15 protein-coding genes and 1 other RNA gene are annotated in these 16427 nt (G+C 62.3%); 11 read left to right on the forward strand and 5 right to left on the reverse strand.

Going from position 1 to position 16427, the window contains the following annotated elements:
* The 4 genes from GJT30_06320 to GJT30_06335 form a co-directional block, all read left to right on the forward strand.
* On the forward strand, positions 1-657 hold a 657-nt coding region (locus GJT30_06320), incomplete at its 5' end, for a transposase (GenBank protein MSM39218.1).
* A 67-nt stretch (positions 658-724) separates the two neighbouring features.
* Entirely contained in the window at positions 725-1336 is a 612-nt protein-coding gene (locus GJT30_06325; protein MSM39219.1) for a trimeric intracellular cation channel family protein, read from the forward strand.
* Positions 1337-1442: 106 nt separating this feature from the next.
* On the forward strand, positions 1443-1844 hold the full coding sequence (locus GJT30_06330) for a hypothetical protein (protein MSM39220.1): 402 nt from the start codon (positions 1443-1445) through the stop codon (positions 1842-1844).
* Between the two features lie 105 nt (positions 1845-1949).
* Positions 1950-2618, forward strand: a complete 669-nt coding sequence (locus GJT30_06335; protein ID MSM39221.1) for a deaminase — start codon at positions 1950-1952, stop codon at positions 2616-2618.
* A gap of 65 nt (positions 2619-2683) precedes the next feature.
* Here GJT30_06335 and GJT30_06340 read toward each other — a convergent pair whose 3' ends face one another.
* Together GJT30_06340 and GJT30_06345 are read right to left on the reverse strand one after the other, a co-directional pair.
* Entirely contained in the window at positions 2684-4246 is a 1563-nt protein-coding gene (locus tag GJT30_06340; GenBank protein ID MSM39222.1) for a DHA2 family efflux MFS transporter permease subunit, read from the reverse strand.
* The gene (locus GJT30_06345) at positions 4243-5469 is read right to left on the reverse strand and encodes an HlyD family efflux transporter periplasmic adaptor subunit (GenBank protein ID MSM39223.1); all 1227 of its coding nucleotides are present in this window, start codon (positions 5467-5469) and stop codon (positions 4243-4245) included. The genes GJT30_06340 and GJT30_06345 overlap by 4 nt, the downstream gene beginning before the upstream one ends.
* Before the next feature lie 352 nt (positions 5470-5821).
* On the opposite strand from GJT30_06345, the gene GJT30_06350 reads away from it, so the two are divergent.
* The 3 genes from GJT30_06350 (at position 5822) to GJT30_06360 (ending at position 8392) form a co-directional block, all read left to right on the forward strand.
* Entirely contained in the window at positions 5822-6553 is a 732-nt protein-coding gene (locus GJT30_06350) for a hypothetical protein (protein ID MSM39224.1), read from the forward strand.
* 175 nt (positions 6554-6728) lie between these two features.
* Positions 6729-7967 (forward strand): MFS transporter, encoded by a 1239-nt coding sequence (locus tag GJT30_06355; protein ID MSM39225.1) that lies wholly within the window; start codon positions 6729-6731, stop codon positions 7965-7967.
* Between the two features lie 74 nt (positions 7968-8041).
* On the forward strand, positions 8042-8392 hold the full coding sequence (locus GJT30_06360; protein MSM39226.1) for a hypothetical protein: 351 nt from the start codon (positions 8042-8044) through the stop codon (positions 8390-8392).
* On the opposite strand, the gene GJT30_06365 is transcribed toward GJT30_06360, so the two are convergent.
* The 3 genes from GJT30_06365 to aroF all read right to left on the reverse strand — a co-directional run bounded on the left by GJT30_06365 (position 8382) and on the right by aroF (position 10776).
* Complete coding sequence (locus GJT30_06365; GenBank protein MSM39227.1) at positions 8382-9248, reverse strand: SUMF1/EgtB/PvdO family nonheme iron enzyme; 867 nt, start codon at positions 9246-9248, stop codon at positions 8382-8384. The genes GJT30_06360 and GJT30_06365 overlap by 11 nt on opposite strands.
* 287 nt (positions 9249-9535) lie before the next feature.
* Positions 9536-9710, reverse strand: a non-coding RNA gene (gene ssrS / locus GJT30_06370) — 6S RNA.
* Between the two features lie 40 nt (positions 9711-9750).
* A complete protein-coding gene (gene aroF / locus GJT30_06375; protein MSM39228.1) occupies positions 9751-10776 on the reverse strand; it encodes a 3-deoxy-7-phosphoheptulonate synthase in 1026 nt (341 codons plus the stop codon).
* A 148-nt stretch (positions 10777-10924) separates the two neighbouring features.
* On the opposite strand from aroF, the gene larB reads away from it, so the two are divergent.
* From larB to GJT30_06395, 4 genes are all read left to right on the forward strand, one after another.
* A complete protein-coding gene (gene larB / locus GJT30_06380; GenBank protein MSM39229.1) occupies positions 10925-11671 on the forward strand; it encodes a nickel pincer cofactor biosynthesis protein LarB in 747 nt (248 codons plus the stop codon).
* A 137-nt stretch (positions 11672-11808) separates the two neighbouring features.
* Complete coding sequence (gene larC / locus GJT30_06385; protein MSM39230.1) at positions 11809-12984, forward strand: nickel pincer cofactor biosynthesis protein LarC; 1176 nt, start codon at positions 11809-11811, stop codon at positions 12982-12984.
* Positions 12981-14243: a competence/damage-inducible protein A gene (locus GJT30_06390; protein ID MSM39231.1), complete on the forward strand. Its 1263-nt coding sequence runs from the start codon at positions 12981-12983 to the stop codon at positions 14241-14243. The genes larC and GJT30_06390 overlap by 4 nt, the downstream gene beginning before the upstream one ends.
* Positions 14240-16363, forward strand: coding sequence for a PAS domain S-box protein (locus tag GJT30_06395; GenBank protein MSM39232.1), 2124 nt, complete (start codon positions 14240-14242; stop codon positions 16361-16363). Before GJT30_06390 ends, GJT30_06395 begins: the two co-directional genes overlap by 4 nt.
* Positions 16364-16427 lie beyond the last annotated feature (64 nt).

A 16427-nucleotide genomic window follows, 5' to 3' on the forward strand; every position in this document is an offset into this window, starting at 1 on the left:
GCACGCATCGCACGAGTAATAGTTCCCGGACTTCCGCACCACGTCACGCAACGCGGCAATCGTCGCCAACAGACCTTTTTTTGTGATGATGATTATCAGGCCTATCTGGAGTTAATGGCCGAATGGTGCGGCAAATATCAGGTTCAGATCTGGGCTTATTGCCTGATGCCGAATCATGTTCATCTCATTGCCGTTCCCGAAACGGAAGAAGGGCTGGCGCGAGCGATTGGCGAAGCTCACCGCCGATACACCAGAAGGATCAATTTCCGGGAGAAATGGCGCGGGCATCTCTGGCAGGAACGTTTCGCATCGTTTCCCATGGACGAAAGATATTTGCTCGCCGCTGCCCGCTATGTGGAAATGAATCCCGTTGCTGCCGACAAGGTCGCCCTTCCCGGAGAGTATCGCTGGAGCAGTGCCGCTGCCCATCTTGCCGGGAACGATGATCAGCTCGTAAAGGTCAAGCCGCTGTTGGACATTGTAAGTGACTGGAAGGGATTCCTGGGTCTGACGGATGAAGAGGAGCTGGCCTTGCTGAAGAAACACGAGCGTAGCGGCCGGCCGCTTGGGGAAGTATCGTTTGTCGAGCGCTTGGAGGGAGAGCTGGAGCGCCTGCTTCGGCCGGCGAAGAGAGGACCGAAACCAAGGGGAAAATAGTTTTATATACTGTCCCCGCGTCCCCCCGCGTCCCAAAATTCTATACAAACCTACGGAGCGCGTTTGTATGACTTTGCTCTATACCTTTGACCTTTTGGGAACTGCTGCTTTTGCCGCATCAGGGGCTCTGGCCGGGATTCGCCGAGACATGGATATCTTTGGTGTCCTGGTACTGGGTCTTGTTACCGCTACTGGCGGCGGTACGCTGCGTGATCTATTGCTGGGCGACAACCCGCCTTTTATCTTTAAGGACGAGACATACCTCTACCTTTCGGTCGCAGTTTCCATATTGGTATTTATCTTTCACCACCACCTGGAATTCCTCACCCATCCATTAACCTATTTCGATGCTTTCGGACTAGGCACTTTTGTGGTGATCGGTACCTACAAGGCCATTGAATATAGGTTGGGGTTTTTCGGCGCTGTTATGATGGGAGTGATGACTGCTACAGCTGGAGGAATGCTCCGTGACCTGCTTTCAGCTAAAGTGCCAATGGTTCTGCAGAGGGAGGTATATGCTTCTGCCTGTCTTGCCGGTGGAGCCTTGCTTTACTTGCTGCAACTGACTGCAATGCCGCCAGACTTTATAGCGCTGCTTTCAGCCTCAACAGTTATTATCCTGCGATTGTTGGCGTCAAGATACAACTGGTCGTTACCGCGGGCGCCAGGGTCACCCTGAAAAGGGAGTTTCCCTAATTTGCTCAAAAGGCTGTTGACGCAGAGTTGTTGATTGTTGATACCTGCCCCCTATTGCGTGCATTTATAAACAGTGTGAGGTCATAATCATGATTCGAAAAATCAGTGGGGCGTTTACCGGCGGTGCCATTGGCGGGCTTGTCGATAGTGTCAACATCACAATTTTGGGAAAGGTCGGAATCAGTGATCTGCTAGGGGTCAGTATGAAGCCGGAATTTACCGCCCCCTGGCTCTATCAACGAATGATCTGGGGTGGCATTTGGATGCTTTTGCTTCTTTTGCCGTTATGGAAAAAGCGACCTGTTCTTCGTGGATGCCTCTTCAGCCTGTTGCCCTCGGCAATGATGCTTTTCATGGTCTTGCCAAGTATGGGTAAAGGGCTTCTCGGTATTGGCTTCGGCACACTGACACCTGTGGTAGTCATTGGCTTGAACTTTATCTACGGCATTGTTGCTTCCTATTGGTATGAGTTTACAGAAAAAACAGCCTAACATGCGCTCAGACCTTGCCCGGGCAAGAAACCGCCGGTCAGGTGAAGCGCAGCCCCCTTATGCCCATTTTGCCTTACACTATGAGGCAAGAGAGGAGGGTAATTTGTGAGAAAAGTTATTATCGGAGCAATGGTTTCTTTGGACGGCGTCATGCAGGCGCCCGGCGGCCCCCTTGAAGACCCTACCATGGGATTCAACCACGGCGGCTGGGTAGCGCCACTGGTGGACGCCGTGTTCGGCGAAGAGATCGGCAAGATGTTCAGTGAGCCCTTCGATCTCCTGCTCGGCCGGAAGACCTACGAGATCTTCGCGGCGCACTGGCCCTATGCCGAGGGTGGGCCCGACGATTCCATCGCCAGGACGTTCAATTCGGTCACGAAGTATGTTGCGACCCGGAAGGGCCTGGATCTGACGTGGAAGGACTCGCTTCCCCTCGGTGAGGCAGCGACGGATGTGGCCAGGCTGAAACAGGAGGAGGGGCCACCGCTTCTTACTCAAGGCAGCACCGACCTGCTCCAAACGCTGCTTGCGCATGATCTCGTCGATCAGATCAACCTTTTTACATTCCCGATCGTCCTCGGGCAGGGCAAGAAGTTGTTCGGCGTCGGCTCAAGAGCAGCGGCGTTTCGGCTGATTGCCAGCCGAACGTCGCCCAATGGCATCCTGATAGCGCAATATGTACGCAACGGTGCAGTAAAGACCGGGGATTTCGCCATGGACCCACCCACCCCGGCAGAAGTCGAACGCCGCGAAAAAATGAGCCGAGAAGGCTAGATCCATCCCATTCAGCGGATGCAACGGGGCACGCCGCTGGTTAAGGCGATCCGGCCGCTGCTCCGTCAGTGCATCGGCATCGGTTTTCTTCTCCGCACTTTCTTGAACAGCACGACCGAACCGGCGCAGACCAGGCAGATCAACGCCAACAGCCGGAAATTGTTGACAAAGGCCCAGAGACCCGCCTGACGCTGCAGTTCGCCGTATACCAGCGCCTCTGCCCGGTGAACCGCATCCACCGGGCCGAACTGTCCCTCCAGAAAACGGAACAGCGATTGAGTGCGAAGGCCAAAGGCAATATCGCCGGGTGTCAGGTGCGCCACCATGTATGCCTGGTGAGCCTGGGCATCCCGGATCAGCATGGTGGTGACCGCGGAGATGCCGACACTCCCCCCCACATTGCGCATCAGGTTGAAGATTCCGCTGGCGTTACCTATCTCTGCCTGGGGGAGGGTGCCCATGGCCACGGCCGAGAGCGGCACGAAGATCATGGCCAGCCCCACACCGGTGAAGACACTCGGCCAGACAATGGTGCTCATGGCGATCTCCAGGTTGATGGCGCCCAGCCACCAGAGGGATGCGGCGACGATGACGAATCCGGTGAAGATGAGCTTGCGAAAATCGACCCTGTCGGAGAGGTAGCCGACCAGCGGCATGGTCATGAGCGCCCCGGCGCCTCGGGGGCTTACCGCCATGCCGCTCTGGAGGGCCGAATAGCCCATCAAGGTCTGGAGAAAGATCGGCAGCAGGGTGATGGCGCTGTACAGGGCCACCCCCACCATGGTGATCAGCACGACCCCCACCGCAAAGTTCCGGTCACGCAGCACTCGGAGGTTGACCACCGGTTCCGCAACCGTCAGTTCCCGGACGAGAAAGGCGATCAATGACAGGATGCTGATGGCGGCGAACCAACGGACCCAGTCGGCGCTGAACCAGTCGTCCTGTTGCCCCCGGTCGAGAATGATCTGCAGGGCAGCCAGGGCCACGGCCATCAGGCCGAAGCCGATAATGTCGATCCTGCCCGGGCGCCCCTCCAGGATATACGGTGGATCCTCCACCACGGCATTGATCATGACAACCGCCAGGACTCCCACCGGAATATTGATGTAAAAGGCCCAGCGCCAGCTGTAGTTGTCCGTGAGCCACCCCCCCAGAGTCGGTCCCAGAATCGGTGCCACCACCACCCCCAGGGCAAAGGCGGCCATGGCCATGCCCCGTTTCTCCGGGGGAAAGCTTTCCAGAAGGATGGCCTGGGAGATCGGCTGGAGGGCACCGCCGCCGATCCCCTGCACGACCCTGGCAAGCACCAGCATGCCGAGAGAGGTGGCCAAGCCGCAGACCAGGGATGAACAGGTGAAGAGGACGATACAGGCCAAAAGGAAGCGTTTGCGCCCAAAGCGCCGGGCGAGCCAGCCGCTGGCCGGCAGGATGATGGCATTGGAAACCAGGTAGCTGGTGAGGGTCCAGGTGGCTTCATCGGTGGAAGCGGATAGGCTGCCGGCCACATGGGGGAGCGCCACTGACACGATCGTGGTGTCCAACACCTCCATAAAGGTGGCCAGCATCACGGCACTGGCAATAATCCAGGGGTTGGCGGCCGGCCGCCACTCTTGAGCCGCGCCGTTCATCGCACCCGCACCCGCGGCACCACCGACATCCCCGGCCGCAGGAGATGCTCGCGGTCCTGCCCCCGGTCCAGATCGATCCGCACCGGGATGCGCTGCACCACCTTCACGTAGTTGCCGGTGGCGTTTTCAGGGGGAAAGAGGGAAAAGCGGGAGCCGCTGGCGCCGCCGATGCTCGTCACATGGCCGGCATAGGTCCTGTTGTAGGCATCCACGCTTATGCGGGCCGGCTGTCCGGACCGCATACGCCTGAGCTGGTTTTCCTTGAAGTTGGCAGTGACCCAGATGTCGTTCAGCGGCACGATGACGAAGAGCTGCTGCCCCGGCTGGACGTATTGCCCCTTTTCCACCGCTTTTTTGCCCACCACACCGTCCACCGGCGCCATGATGCTGGTATAGCCAAGGTTGAGACGGGCCTGTTCCAATGCCGACTTGGCCTGTTTGACAGCGGCCTCCGCACTCTCCTCCCGGGCCCGGGAAACAACCACCTGCTGCGGCGCCGTCAGGGCGGTCCGGAGGTCAGCCTCGGCCTGGGTCAGGGTGTCCCTGGCCTGGGCCACCTGCTGGGTCACCGCCTTGAGGGTTGCCTTGCCCGCATCCACCGTTGCCGCTGATTCCGTGGCCCTGGCCACTGCCTGGTCGTAATCCTGGAGCGACACCACTCCGCTGCCAAAGAGCGTTTTGTACCGGCCAAGGTCGGCCTGATCGCGGGTATTGCCGGCCTCCGCTTCCCGGAGCTGGGCCCGGCTCACCTCCAGTTGCCGCTCTGCGGCCGTGACGCCGGCCCTGGCATGCTCCATCTTCGCTCGGGCCGTCGCCAGTTGGCTCGCTGTGGTGGTGGCGGTAATCGGAACCGACACCCTGGCAGCCTTGGCTGCTGCCAGGGCATTGGCGTACATGGCCTCAGCCCGGCCCAGGGCCACCTGGTAATCGGTCCGGTCGATCTGAACCAGGAGTGCGCCCGCCTTGACCACCTGGTTATCCTCGAAGTTCACGGTGGTGACCTGGCCGCTGATGCGGGCGCTGACAGGGTTGATGTGTCCGTCGATCTGGGCATCGTCGGTGCTCTCCCAGCCGGATGCATACCACCACCAGATGCCCCCGGCAACGACGCCGACTGCCACCAGGCTGGCCAGAAAACGCCATGAACTCACCCGGCGCATCACCCGCTCCTGTTTTGTTTCAGCCTTGTTTTCATGGGGTTCTTGATTGTTTTTCATATCCATGATTATCAGCCCCCCGTTTCACTTACTCTTTACCATCATTTTACACCCTGAAGCCGGAAAGGGGACTTCAACTGGTAAAAATTACAGGCGAAGGACCGTACCGCCCCCGCCTCGCCCGCCGATATTTCCCCTTGCCCTGGCCGGGGCATCCGATTACACTCGCTCCTGCTGCATTCCGGAAGGGAGGAGCCATGACCAGGACCGAACGAAGCTGTATGGCGCGTACACTCATAAACAGAGACCGGTTTAACAAGTACTGGAGGAGAACCGTACCGCAAAAGTTATTCGTATCTGGACGCATTACGAGTAACGGTAAATCCGTCACCCAAAAATCTTTCGGACAGGAGCAGCTATGCGGCGGTTTCTGATTATGGCCCTGGTGCTCGCATCGCTTGCGGGGTGCGGAATTAACCCGTCGTTTGTCTACAAACCCTCCATGCCAGGGGGGAGCGCGCGGAAACTTCCCGTGAAGGTGGCGGTCCTTGCCTTCGCAGATGGCACCGGGGAATACACGAGACACAATTCATCCAAGGGAGGATACGTCAACCTCGCGAAAACCGGCATCGACTACGGGATCGGCGCCTTTCCGCCCAATCAGTGGGGAAAGGCATTTGCCGACGAATTAAAAGCCTCGGGCGAATTCCGGGAGGTCAGGTTCGTTTTTGACCTTTCGGAAGGGGCGAACGACGAGGTGATCGTCGCGGGGACCGTCACGAAAGCGGATGTGCCTCTCCCCGGCAGCTCCGATCCGGTCCGGTTTTCCGTCAGCCTGAATGCAAGAGTCGGCAGGGATGGACAGATTTTCTGGGAAAAGTCCGTAGCGAGGGAGGATGCCGCAGAGGGGGGCTACGCTGCGGGTTGCGGTTTCGACCGGCAGTGTGCGATCGACCGGCGACATGCGCACCACAATGATGTGTTGCGGGGAATGTTCCTCGAAGCGAGTGCGGATCTTGCGACATCGCTCTCATCCCGTTCCGGGAGGCAGGGCAAAGAGGACGTGCTGCCCCCCGGCGTATCGCCGTCAACAGTGCCGTCCATGGAATCGGTGGACGAGACGATCGAAGGCATCCTCAACGGCAAATGACCGATTTCAAAGCGTATCGCGAGAGGCTGATACCGTAATGAGATCAGATCTTGAAATGCAGCCTGTTTTCCTGCACAGTATGCAGTCCGAAGCAAGGGCATGCCTCTGAGCAGAGCCCGGACCGCTGCACTGCAGCCGACCTCCGACCCTATCCACAAGGACCTGGTCTGCCCCTATGAACCCGAATGCACCGATCCCCGGCCGCAGGCTGGCCCTGGCGATCCTCCTGGCCGTCAACCTGCTCAACTATATCGATCGCCAGGTGCTCTATGCCGTCTTCCCCCTGATCAAGGCCGACCTGCAGCTGTCCGACACCGCACTGGGGCTTTTGGGGAGCGCCTTCATGCTCTGCTACATGGTGACGGCGCCGCTGTTCGGCTGGATCGGCGACCGGGGCAGCCGGGTCCGGCTCGCTGCGGGCGGGCTGGTGGCCTGGAGCCTGGCAACGGCGGGGGCCGGCTTCGCCCGGAGCTACGCCACGCTGCTCGCTGCCCGCAGCGCCGTGGGGATCGGCGAGGCGAGCTTCGGCACGGTCTCGCCGGGACTCCTGGCCGATTTTTTCCCCCTTGAACGCCGGGGCCGGGCACTGGCTTACTTCTACCTGGCGATCCCCGTCGGCAGCGCCCTCGGCTACCTGTTTGGCGGCGTTGTCGGCCAGCACCTGGGATGGCAGAAGGCGTTCCTTTTGGCCGGCATTCCGGGGCTGCTGCTGGCCCTCCCCCTTTCCAGGCTGCGCGAGCCCGTCCGCTTAGCTGCCGCGACCAGCGACCGTTCGTCCGACCGCAACTACCGTGCGCTGTTGCGCAACCGCTCGTTTCTCACCGCCACGCTGGCCATGGCCGCCATGACCTTTGCCCTGGGCGGGCTGGCCCAGTGGGTGCCGTCGTTCCTCAACCGGGTCCACGGCCTCGATGTGGCCAGGGGGAACACCCTTTTCGGCGGGATTACCGTGCTGGCCGGGATCGCCGGCACCCTGACCGGCGGCTGGCTCGGCGACCGCATCCAGGCCCGGCGGTCGAGCGGCTACCTGCTCGTTTCCGGCTGGGGCTTCATCCTGGGCGCGCCCATAACCGCAGCGGCCATCGCCACCCACAACCTGGCCATCTGCCTCGGCGCCATCTTCCTGGCCGAATTCTTCCTCTTTCTCAATACCGGGCCACTCAACACGGTCATCGTCAATGTCTCGCCGCCGGGCATGCGGGCCATGGCCTTTGCCGTCAATATCTTCATCATCCATGCCCTGGGAGACGCCATCTCTCCTGCCATTATCGGCAGGCTGTCCGATGCCTTCGGCCTGCGCAGTGCCCTCCTGATCACCCCCGTGGCTATCACCGTTGCCGCCTCGTTCTGTTTTCTCTGCTGCCGCTGGATCTCCGGCGACACCCGACGTACGGGCGAGAACCTGACTGATTGAGCATCCCTGCTTGCAGGCCGCTAGCTGGCAGCTATACTGTGAGAAAATCGTCATTCAGATCGACAGGAGGGGCCATGAACCACGCGGAGATGAAGGAGATCATCGGCACCAGGCGACAGCCGGCACACCGCTTCATCAAGTGGTGGGGGGAAGATGCGGCCCTCATCGATTACGAGCTGATCGACGGCTTTCTGGCCAAGGGGGACAAGGTCGGAGATCTGGTCGGCTTCGAGCTTTTGACCCTGGAGGAGATGTGGCAGGTGTTCATCAGCCTGAACCCGGACCGGCTGAGCAGGGAGCGGGAAGGGGACGACGAGGTGATCCGCTGGACCTGGCAGAACCGGCAGGGGAGGGAACAGGTCTCAACCTTCCCATTCACCCCCGAAGGGCTGATGGAACTGATGGAGAGCGATTTTATCGACTGACCGGTCCCAGCTCCCGCACCACCCGGAAACCGAGATAGACGTAGCGATCGGTCGGTTTGCCGCGTCCACGGGCCGATGAGCGGATATAGCGCGGCTTGCTGCCGAACGAGCCGCCGCGCTGGACCCGGCGCGGGTCGTCGCCGGTTTCCCAGGCCCGGCCGTCGGCCGGCGCCCCTTCGTAGGTTTCGTGCCAGCGGTCCTGGCACCATTCCCAGACATTGCCCGCAGTGTCGTACAGGCCAAAGGGGCTGGGGGCAAAAGACCCGACCGGCGCCGTCTTCTTGCCGTCCCACTCGCTGCCACACCCCTTGCAGTTGGCCCGCTTTTCCCCCGCATTGAATCCCCACCAGAATCGGTCCTCGCTGCCGGCCTTGGCGGCATATTCCCACTCGGCTTCGCTGGGGAGGCGGTAGCGATGGCCGGTCTGCTCGGAGAGCCAGCGGGTGTAGGCAATGGCATCATCCCAGGTAACGTTCATGACCGGCCTCCGGTCGCGTCCCCAGTTGGAGAAGGGGATGTAGCGGCGGCCATCCTTCGGCTTTTCCCGTCCCGTTGCCACGCAGAAGCGGTCATACTCGGCAAAGGTCACCTCAAAGCGGCCGATGGCAAAGGCGCTGGGGATGGTCACCTGGTGCACCGGTTTTTCGTCGCTGTCCCCACCTCCGTGCACGGCGCCCATCCGGAAGCTGCCCGCCGCGACGACCACCAGCTCGGGCCCTTCGCTGCCGTCCCTGAGACGATCGCGCAATCCGGCACCGGCCTTCAGTGCCGATACCTGCGGCACCGGCTTTCCGACCGACGCCCCTTTGCGGGCCTGCACCCCGAAAGCAGGGACGGCTACCAAGAGGGATGCCATCAGGAAAAGCCACGGGAACAGACGCATAGCGAACCTCCAGACATTGTGAATCCGTGACGACTGCCGTGCCGCTACGCTCCGCGTGCCGCTCGAACCGCCGCTGTACGGCTCATTCCGCTACCGGCCCGCAACTCACCCTTACGGGCTCAGACAGGCAGGCCGGTTGACGCTCCAATTCGCCTACAGCGGCTGGCTCTCGGGCACAGTCGCTTCGTCGACCCGGCATCTGTCACGGATTGAGGGACATATGAAAAAGGGGAGGCCCGTTAAAAGCCTCCCCGTTGTGCTATCTCTCCACCATGCCGTTGGCTCAGGGGCCTCACAGCGAGTTCCCTTAAAAGTGGGCTCCTTTGTACCGCTTCAGGCAAATCCCGCGAGGGGCAGCACACCGCGGCCTAAAAGGCTCCCGTTGTTTGAGCATTCCGCCTGGGCTTTTCAGCCTCACGCACATGGTAGAGAGAACCTTAGACTGTGCTCATTCTACCTGTGGCAAGTCAGGAAATCAAGTGGCTTTTTCGGGAAATCCCAGGAAGGCGTTGAGCCTTCGGACCTCCTCCATGAGCCGCTCGAAACCGGCAAAGGTGAGCGACTGGGGGCCGTCAGAGAGGGCCTTTTCCGGCTCGGGATGGACCTCGACCAGGACGCCGTGCGCACCGGCAACCAGCGCGGCCTTTGCCATGGGGGAAACCAGGGACCGCTTGCCGGTGGCATGGGACGGGTCCACCATGATCGGAAGGTGCGACAGCTCCTTGGCCAGCGGCACCACCGACAGGTCGAGGGTATTGCGGGTCGCGGTCTCAAAGGTCCTGATCCCCCGCTCGCAGAGGATGACGTTGTGATTCCCCTCGTCAAGGATATACTCGGCCGCGGCAAGGAATTCCTCCAGGGTGGCGCTCATCCCCCGCTTCAGCAGGACCGGCTTTCTGATCCGTCCCAGCTCGCGCAGAAGGTCGAAATTCTGCATGTTGCGGGCACCCACCTGGAGCAGGTCGGCATGTTCGGCCACCAGCCCCACCGTATCCGGGCTCATCACCTCGGTGACGATGGGAAGCCCGGTCATCCTGCCGGCCTTGGCAAGGAGGAGCAGCCCCTCCTCGCGCAACCCCTGGAAGGTGTGGGGACCGGTTCGCGGCTTGAAGGCGCCGCCGCGCAGGAGAAGGGCTCCGGCCTTCTTCACCGCCTTGGCGGTCTTCACGATCTGCTCTTCGCTCTCCACCGCGCAGGGGCCGGCAACCACCACCGGGCAGCGCCCCTCGCCGATCTCCACGTCACCGACCCGCACCACCGTGTTGCGCGGGTGAAAGTCGCGGGAAACCAGCTTGTACGGCTTGGAGACGTGGATCACCTCCTGCACCCCCGGCAGGTCGCGGATGGTGGAGTCGTCCACATACCCCTTGTTGCCGAGAACGCCGATTGCGGTCCGTTCGCTGCCGGGAATGGGTGCCGCGGTGAGCCCCAATACCGCCACCGCCTTGACAACCGCCTCGATCTGCTTGCTCCCCGCTTTGTGGTGCATGACAATGAGCACAGGCCCCTCCCGGAACGTCTGATGGAATCGTTGCCCAAAAGATAACAGGGTCATAGCCGGGGGTCAAACGCTTTGCTCTGTTTTTCCTTTTCTTTTCCCGCCTGCATGGTACAATTTCAAGCCGTTATTATGATTGGATCAGTACACCATGAACGTTAAAGACCTGAAACAGCTCCTGACAGAACTCCGTGACGGCGACGTCGCGATCGATGCGGCCATCGAGCGGCTTCGCCACCTCCCCTTCGAGGACTTAGGCTTTGCCAATGTGGACCACCACCGGGAACTCCGGCAGGGGTGCCCGGAGGTGATCTTCGGCGAAGGGAAGAGCGTCGGCCAGATCGAACGGATCATGACCGCCCTCTTCGCCAAGGGAAACAACATCCTGGTGACCCGCATCGACGACGAAAAGGCCCGGACGCTGCGCGAGCACTTTCCCACGGCCAGCCATCACCAGGACGCCCGCTGCCTGACCGTCGAAGCCAACCCCGTGGAGATCCACGGCAAGGGGACCATCCTGGTGATCTCGGCCGGGACCTCCGACATCCCGGTGGCGGCGGAAGCAATGCTGACGGCCCAGTTGATGGGGAACAAGGTCGAACACCTCTACGACGTGGGGGTAGCGGGGATTCACCGCCTGCTGGCCCGCCGGGAGCTTCTCTCCACGGCAACGGTCCTGATCGTCGTGGCAGGGATGGAGGGGGCGCTCCCCTCGGTGGTTGGCGGTCTGGTGGATCGGCCGGTCATCGCGGTCCCCACGTCGGTCGGCTATGGCGCCTCCTTCGGGGGGATTGCGGCACTTCTCGGCATGCTCAACTCCTGTGCCGCCGGGGTAACGGTAGTGAACATCGATAACGGATTCGGGGCAGGCTACGCAGCCAGTCTCATGAATCGTTGACGGATGCGTAGACAGTTCATCTGCAGCGCCGTGCCCCTTGTGCAGCGCTCAACGTAGCACTCAAGTAAACCTGGCGCCCGACTCCCCGCGCAACCTGCATCTTGAGCTTCTCTCGCATCCACGGGACCGGTTTCAACATGAACATTCTCTATCTCGACTGCTCTGCAGGCATTGCGGGAGACATGACCGTCGCAGCCCTGATCGACCTGGGGGCTCCCCTGCAAATGGTGAGCGACGGCCTCAAGACCCTTTCCCTGCCGCCTGCGAGCTTCGCCATCGGCACCGAGCGGACCAGCCGCGGCGGGATCGCCGCCACCCGCTTCGACGTCAGCTTCCACGAGCATCATCACCACCGCTACTATCCCGACATTGTCGCCCTGATCGATGCCAGCAACCTTGCCGCCCCGGTAAAGGAGCGGAGCCAGCGGATCTTCAGGCGGCTCGCCGAAGCAGAGGCGCTGGTCCACGGCGTCCCGCTGGAACAGGTCCACTTCCACGAGGTCGGCGCCATCGACTCCATCGTCGACATCGTCGGCACCGCCATCTGCCTGGACGCCCTGGACGTTGTCGAGCTGTACGCGTCGGCCCTCCCCTATGGCAGGGGCTGGGTCGAGACCGCCCACGGACGCCTGCCGATCCCGGCGCCGGCAACCGCCGAGCTGATGCGGGGGCTGCAGGTAGCCGACGACCCCCTCCCCGGCGAATGGGTCACCCCGACCGGCGCCGCCATTGTCGCCTCCCTGGCCACGGCAACCGGCAAGGCCCCGGCCATGCGCATCACCGCCGTCGGGCATGGCGCGGGCAGCCGGGACTGCCCCGAACGCCCCAACCTGCTCCGGGCCGTCCTGGGCGAGGCCACAACGACTGACGACGAGATCATGGTGGTGGAAACCCACCTGGACGACATGAACCCGGAGGTGCTCGGCTTCGTCATGGAGCGCCTCTTTGCCGAAGGTGCCCTGGACGTGGCATTCTCGCCGCTGCAGATGAAAAAGAACCGGCCGGGCACGAAGCTGACGGTCATCACCCCGCGCAAAGGGCTGGACCGCCTCGGCCGGCTGATCCTCACCGAGACCACCGCCATCGGCCTGCGCTATTACCCGGTGGAACGGATGACCCTGGCACGGGCCAACGAAGAGCGCGCCACCTCGCTGGGGACGGTCCGGGTCAAGGTCATCACCGGCCTCGACGGAAGCAATCGCATCGCTCCGGAATTTGATGAGTGCCGCCGCCTGGCTGCAGAAGCCGGCCTCCCGCTGCAAGAGGTCTACCGCATCATCGAGCGGGAGACGGCAGGTAGTCCGAAATCGTGAAGATCGCCCTGCTCTCCATAGGAGATGAACTCCTCTGCGGCGAGACCGTGGACACCAATGCGGCGCAGATCGCCGCCAGGCTCTACGATTGCGGCCTGGAGGTCAATCGCCAGATGACCGTCGGCGACCAGCTGACTGCGATTGCCGACGCCCTGGCCACACTGGCGAACGACCACGACACCATCATCGCCACCGGCGGTCTCGGTCCGACCAGCGACGACGTGACTGCCGAAGCAGCGGCAGCAGCCACGGGAGACAGCCTGGTGCGCAACGAAACCGCTCACGCGCATCTCGTCGCCTTTTTCCGCTCCCGCGGCAGGGAACTCTTTCCCCAGAACGAAAAGCAGGCATTTCTCCCCTCGCGGGCAACCGTCATCCCCAACCCCACCGGCACGGCCTGCGGCTTCCGGACCCTCCTCGGCAGCTGCCATCTCTATGTTCTCCCCGGCGTGCCGTCCGAGATGCGCCCCATGGTGGAGGAAAGCGTGATCCCGGCCGTGCGGGAACGGGCCGGAATCCCCATGCTCCTGCGCACCAGGGTCCTGACGGTGTTCGGCATCTCCGAGGCCCAGGTCGGGCAGCTCCTGAGCGATCTCGCCCTGGACGGGATCAGGATCGCCTACTGCGTCCAGTTCCCGCTGATACAGGTCAGGCTGCGCCTTACTGCCAGCCCGGAATCCGGGGCAGCCGCGCTGGATACGGCAGCGGAAATGGTACGCAGCCGACTGAGAGACGCCATCGTTGCCGAAGACCACGACACCATGGAAACCGTCGTGGCGCGGCTCCTGGACGAGCGCGGGCTGACCGTCGCCGTTGCGGAATCGTGCAGCGGCGGGCTCCTGGCAAAACATCTCACCGACATCTCCGGCAGCTCTTCCTACATGCGGGCCGGCGTGGTCGCCTATGCCAACGACGCCAAGAACCGACTGCTCGGGGTTCCCGCCGAGCTGATCGAACGGCACGGCGCCGTCAGCGAAGAAGTCGCCGCGGCCATGGCCGAGGGGGTCCGCCGCACCGTTGCCAGCGACCTGGCGCTCGCGGTCACCGGCATTGCCGGCCCCACAGGGGGGACCGACGACAAGCCGGTGGGAACGGTATTCCTCTCCCTCTGCGATCATAACGGCTGCCGGGTCAGGGAACTCCATCTCTCCGGGAGCCGGGAACAGGTCCGGATTGCCACGACCTACCATGCCCTCAACTGGCTCCGCCGCCACCTGTTGGCCAGCGATGCAGATGACCGGGGGAGGAGCCGACCATGACCCCTGCCCAGATGGACAGACTCGTTCAGGGCATGACCTGGGGGATGGGGATTCTGCTGGGGCTTCTGGCAGCCGCACTCCTCGGCGTGACGGAGCTGCCCGGACTGCTTCTCTGGCCCGGTCTGGCGCTTGTCGGGACGTTTTTCTCCGTGCAGCAGCGACTGGCCCGGAAGAGCCGTCTCCTGCTCGAAAAAGAAGAGACCGCGGCACTCAAGCGGCTGGTCGAGATGAAGCGCGAGGTCGACAAGACGGCGCGGCGCTACAAAAGCCTGCTGGAAGGGGCGGGTAATGCCATCTTCGTCTTCAATGCCGAAACGGGCGGCCTCCAGGAGGTAAACCGCAAGGGTACCGAGCTGTTCGGCTACACCAAGGAAGAGATGCTCTCGCTGACCGGCAAGGACCTCACCCCTGCCCCGGACCGGCGGCGCTTCAGCGACCTTGTCCGCCGGGTCAAGCGGCGCGGTCGCGGCCGGGCGGAATCGCTCTCCTTCCGCCGCAAGGACGGCGAGGATTTTCTGGGCGAGGTTGAGGCGAGGCTCATCGACCTGGACGACGAAAAGCTGGTCCACGTCACCCTGCGCGACATCACCTTCAAGCAGAGGGCGGAACGGGAGATCAAGCAGCGCAACCGGGAGCTCTCCATCCTGAACGCCATCATCGGCCGCGCCAACGAGAGCCTGCAGCTGGAAACGGTGCTGGCAGCCATCCTCACCGAAACCATGGAGGTCTTCACTGCCGAGGCAGGGGTCATCCACCTCCAGCAGCACGACGGCACCGGCATGACCCTGGCCACCCAGAGCAATCTCCGGGAGACCCTCACCTGCCGGCTGGAACGGCTCGCCTGCTCATCGGACGAACGCTACTGCTGCCACTCGCTCGCGGTGCCGCACCCCCGCACCTGCCCGGTTGTCGTGAATGCCACCGAGGACGGCTGGCGCACCCTGGCCGGGGTGCCGCTCTTTGCCAAGCAGAAGGTGATCGGCGTTCTCCACATCCTCCACACGGCAGACCGCACCTATACCCCGGAAGAGATCCGCTTCTTCGCCACCATCGGCCACCAGATCGGCATCGTCATCGAGCATGCCCGGATCTTTGCCGAGCTCACCTGGAAGACCGACGAGCTGCTCCGCTCCTACAGCCTTCTGGAAAAGAGCAGCCACCAGCTGGCCCTCTCCCAGAAGCGCCTCAAGATGAACCTGGCGCTGGTCGAACGGGCGAACAAGGAACTGGAGCGACTGGACCGGATGAAGAACCACTTCCTCGGCGTGATCTCCCACGAATTCCGCACCCCCCTCACCAGCATCATGGGGGGGACCGACTTCCTGCTCGCCTCCCGCACCCCCCGATCCGAGGAGGAACGCCGTCTTCTCTCCATCATCCACGAGGGGGGGGCTCGGCTCAACGATATCGTCTCCAACCTGCTGAAGGTGGCGCGCCTGGAGGCGAAATCGCTCACCCTGAGCAAGGCGACGCTCCGGCTCGACGAGCTCCTGGAAACGCTCCGCAGCCACTTTCTCCCGCTCTTGGGCGAACGGGAGCAGAAGCTGGCATTCAGGGACCTGGAGCAGATCCCCAGCTTTGCCGCCGACAGGGAATACCTGGAAGAGGTGTTCAGCCAGCTCCTGGAGAACGCCATCAAGTTCTCCAGGGACGGCGGCCAGATCCTGATAGCGGCACGGCTGATCGACCAGATCGAGCTTGCCGGGAAGCAAGAAATCCTGGCCCAGTTCAGTGCCGGCTTTTTCGACCGGATGGGCACGACCCGTTTCATCGAGGTGGAGATCAGGGACAGCGGCATCGGCATCAACACCGATGAGCACCTGAACATCTTCGACAAATTTTACGGCGTGGGGGATATCCGCCATCACTCCAGCGGCCGCGGCAAGTTCCAGGGAAAAGGTCCCGGCCTCGGGCTGACCATCGTCAAGGGGATGGTGGAGGCCCATGGTGGCATGGTATGGGTAGAGAGCCCCTGCCAGGACCTTGACGAGAATCCCGGCAGCTCGTTTTTCGTGCTGCTCCCCACGGAAGAGGCGGAACAGCAGCCGGCCTTCCCCTTCATGCAGGGGGAAAGCGGTACGGAGCAGGAGGGTCCCGCCCCCCCGCAGCTCGTGCCCTGACCCGCGACATCCCGGTTCCGCCGCCAAAGAGAGCTTGAAAAAGGCGTGGCACCTATGCTATCAA

Source organism: Geobacter sp. (assembly GCA_009684525.1).
Lineage (GTDB): Bacteria > Desulfobacterota > Desulfuromonadia > Geobacterales > DSM-12255 > Geoanaerobacter.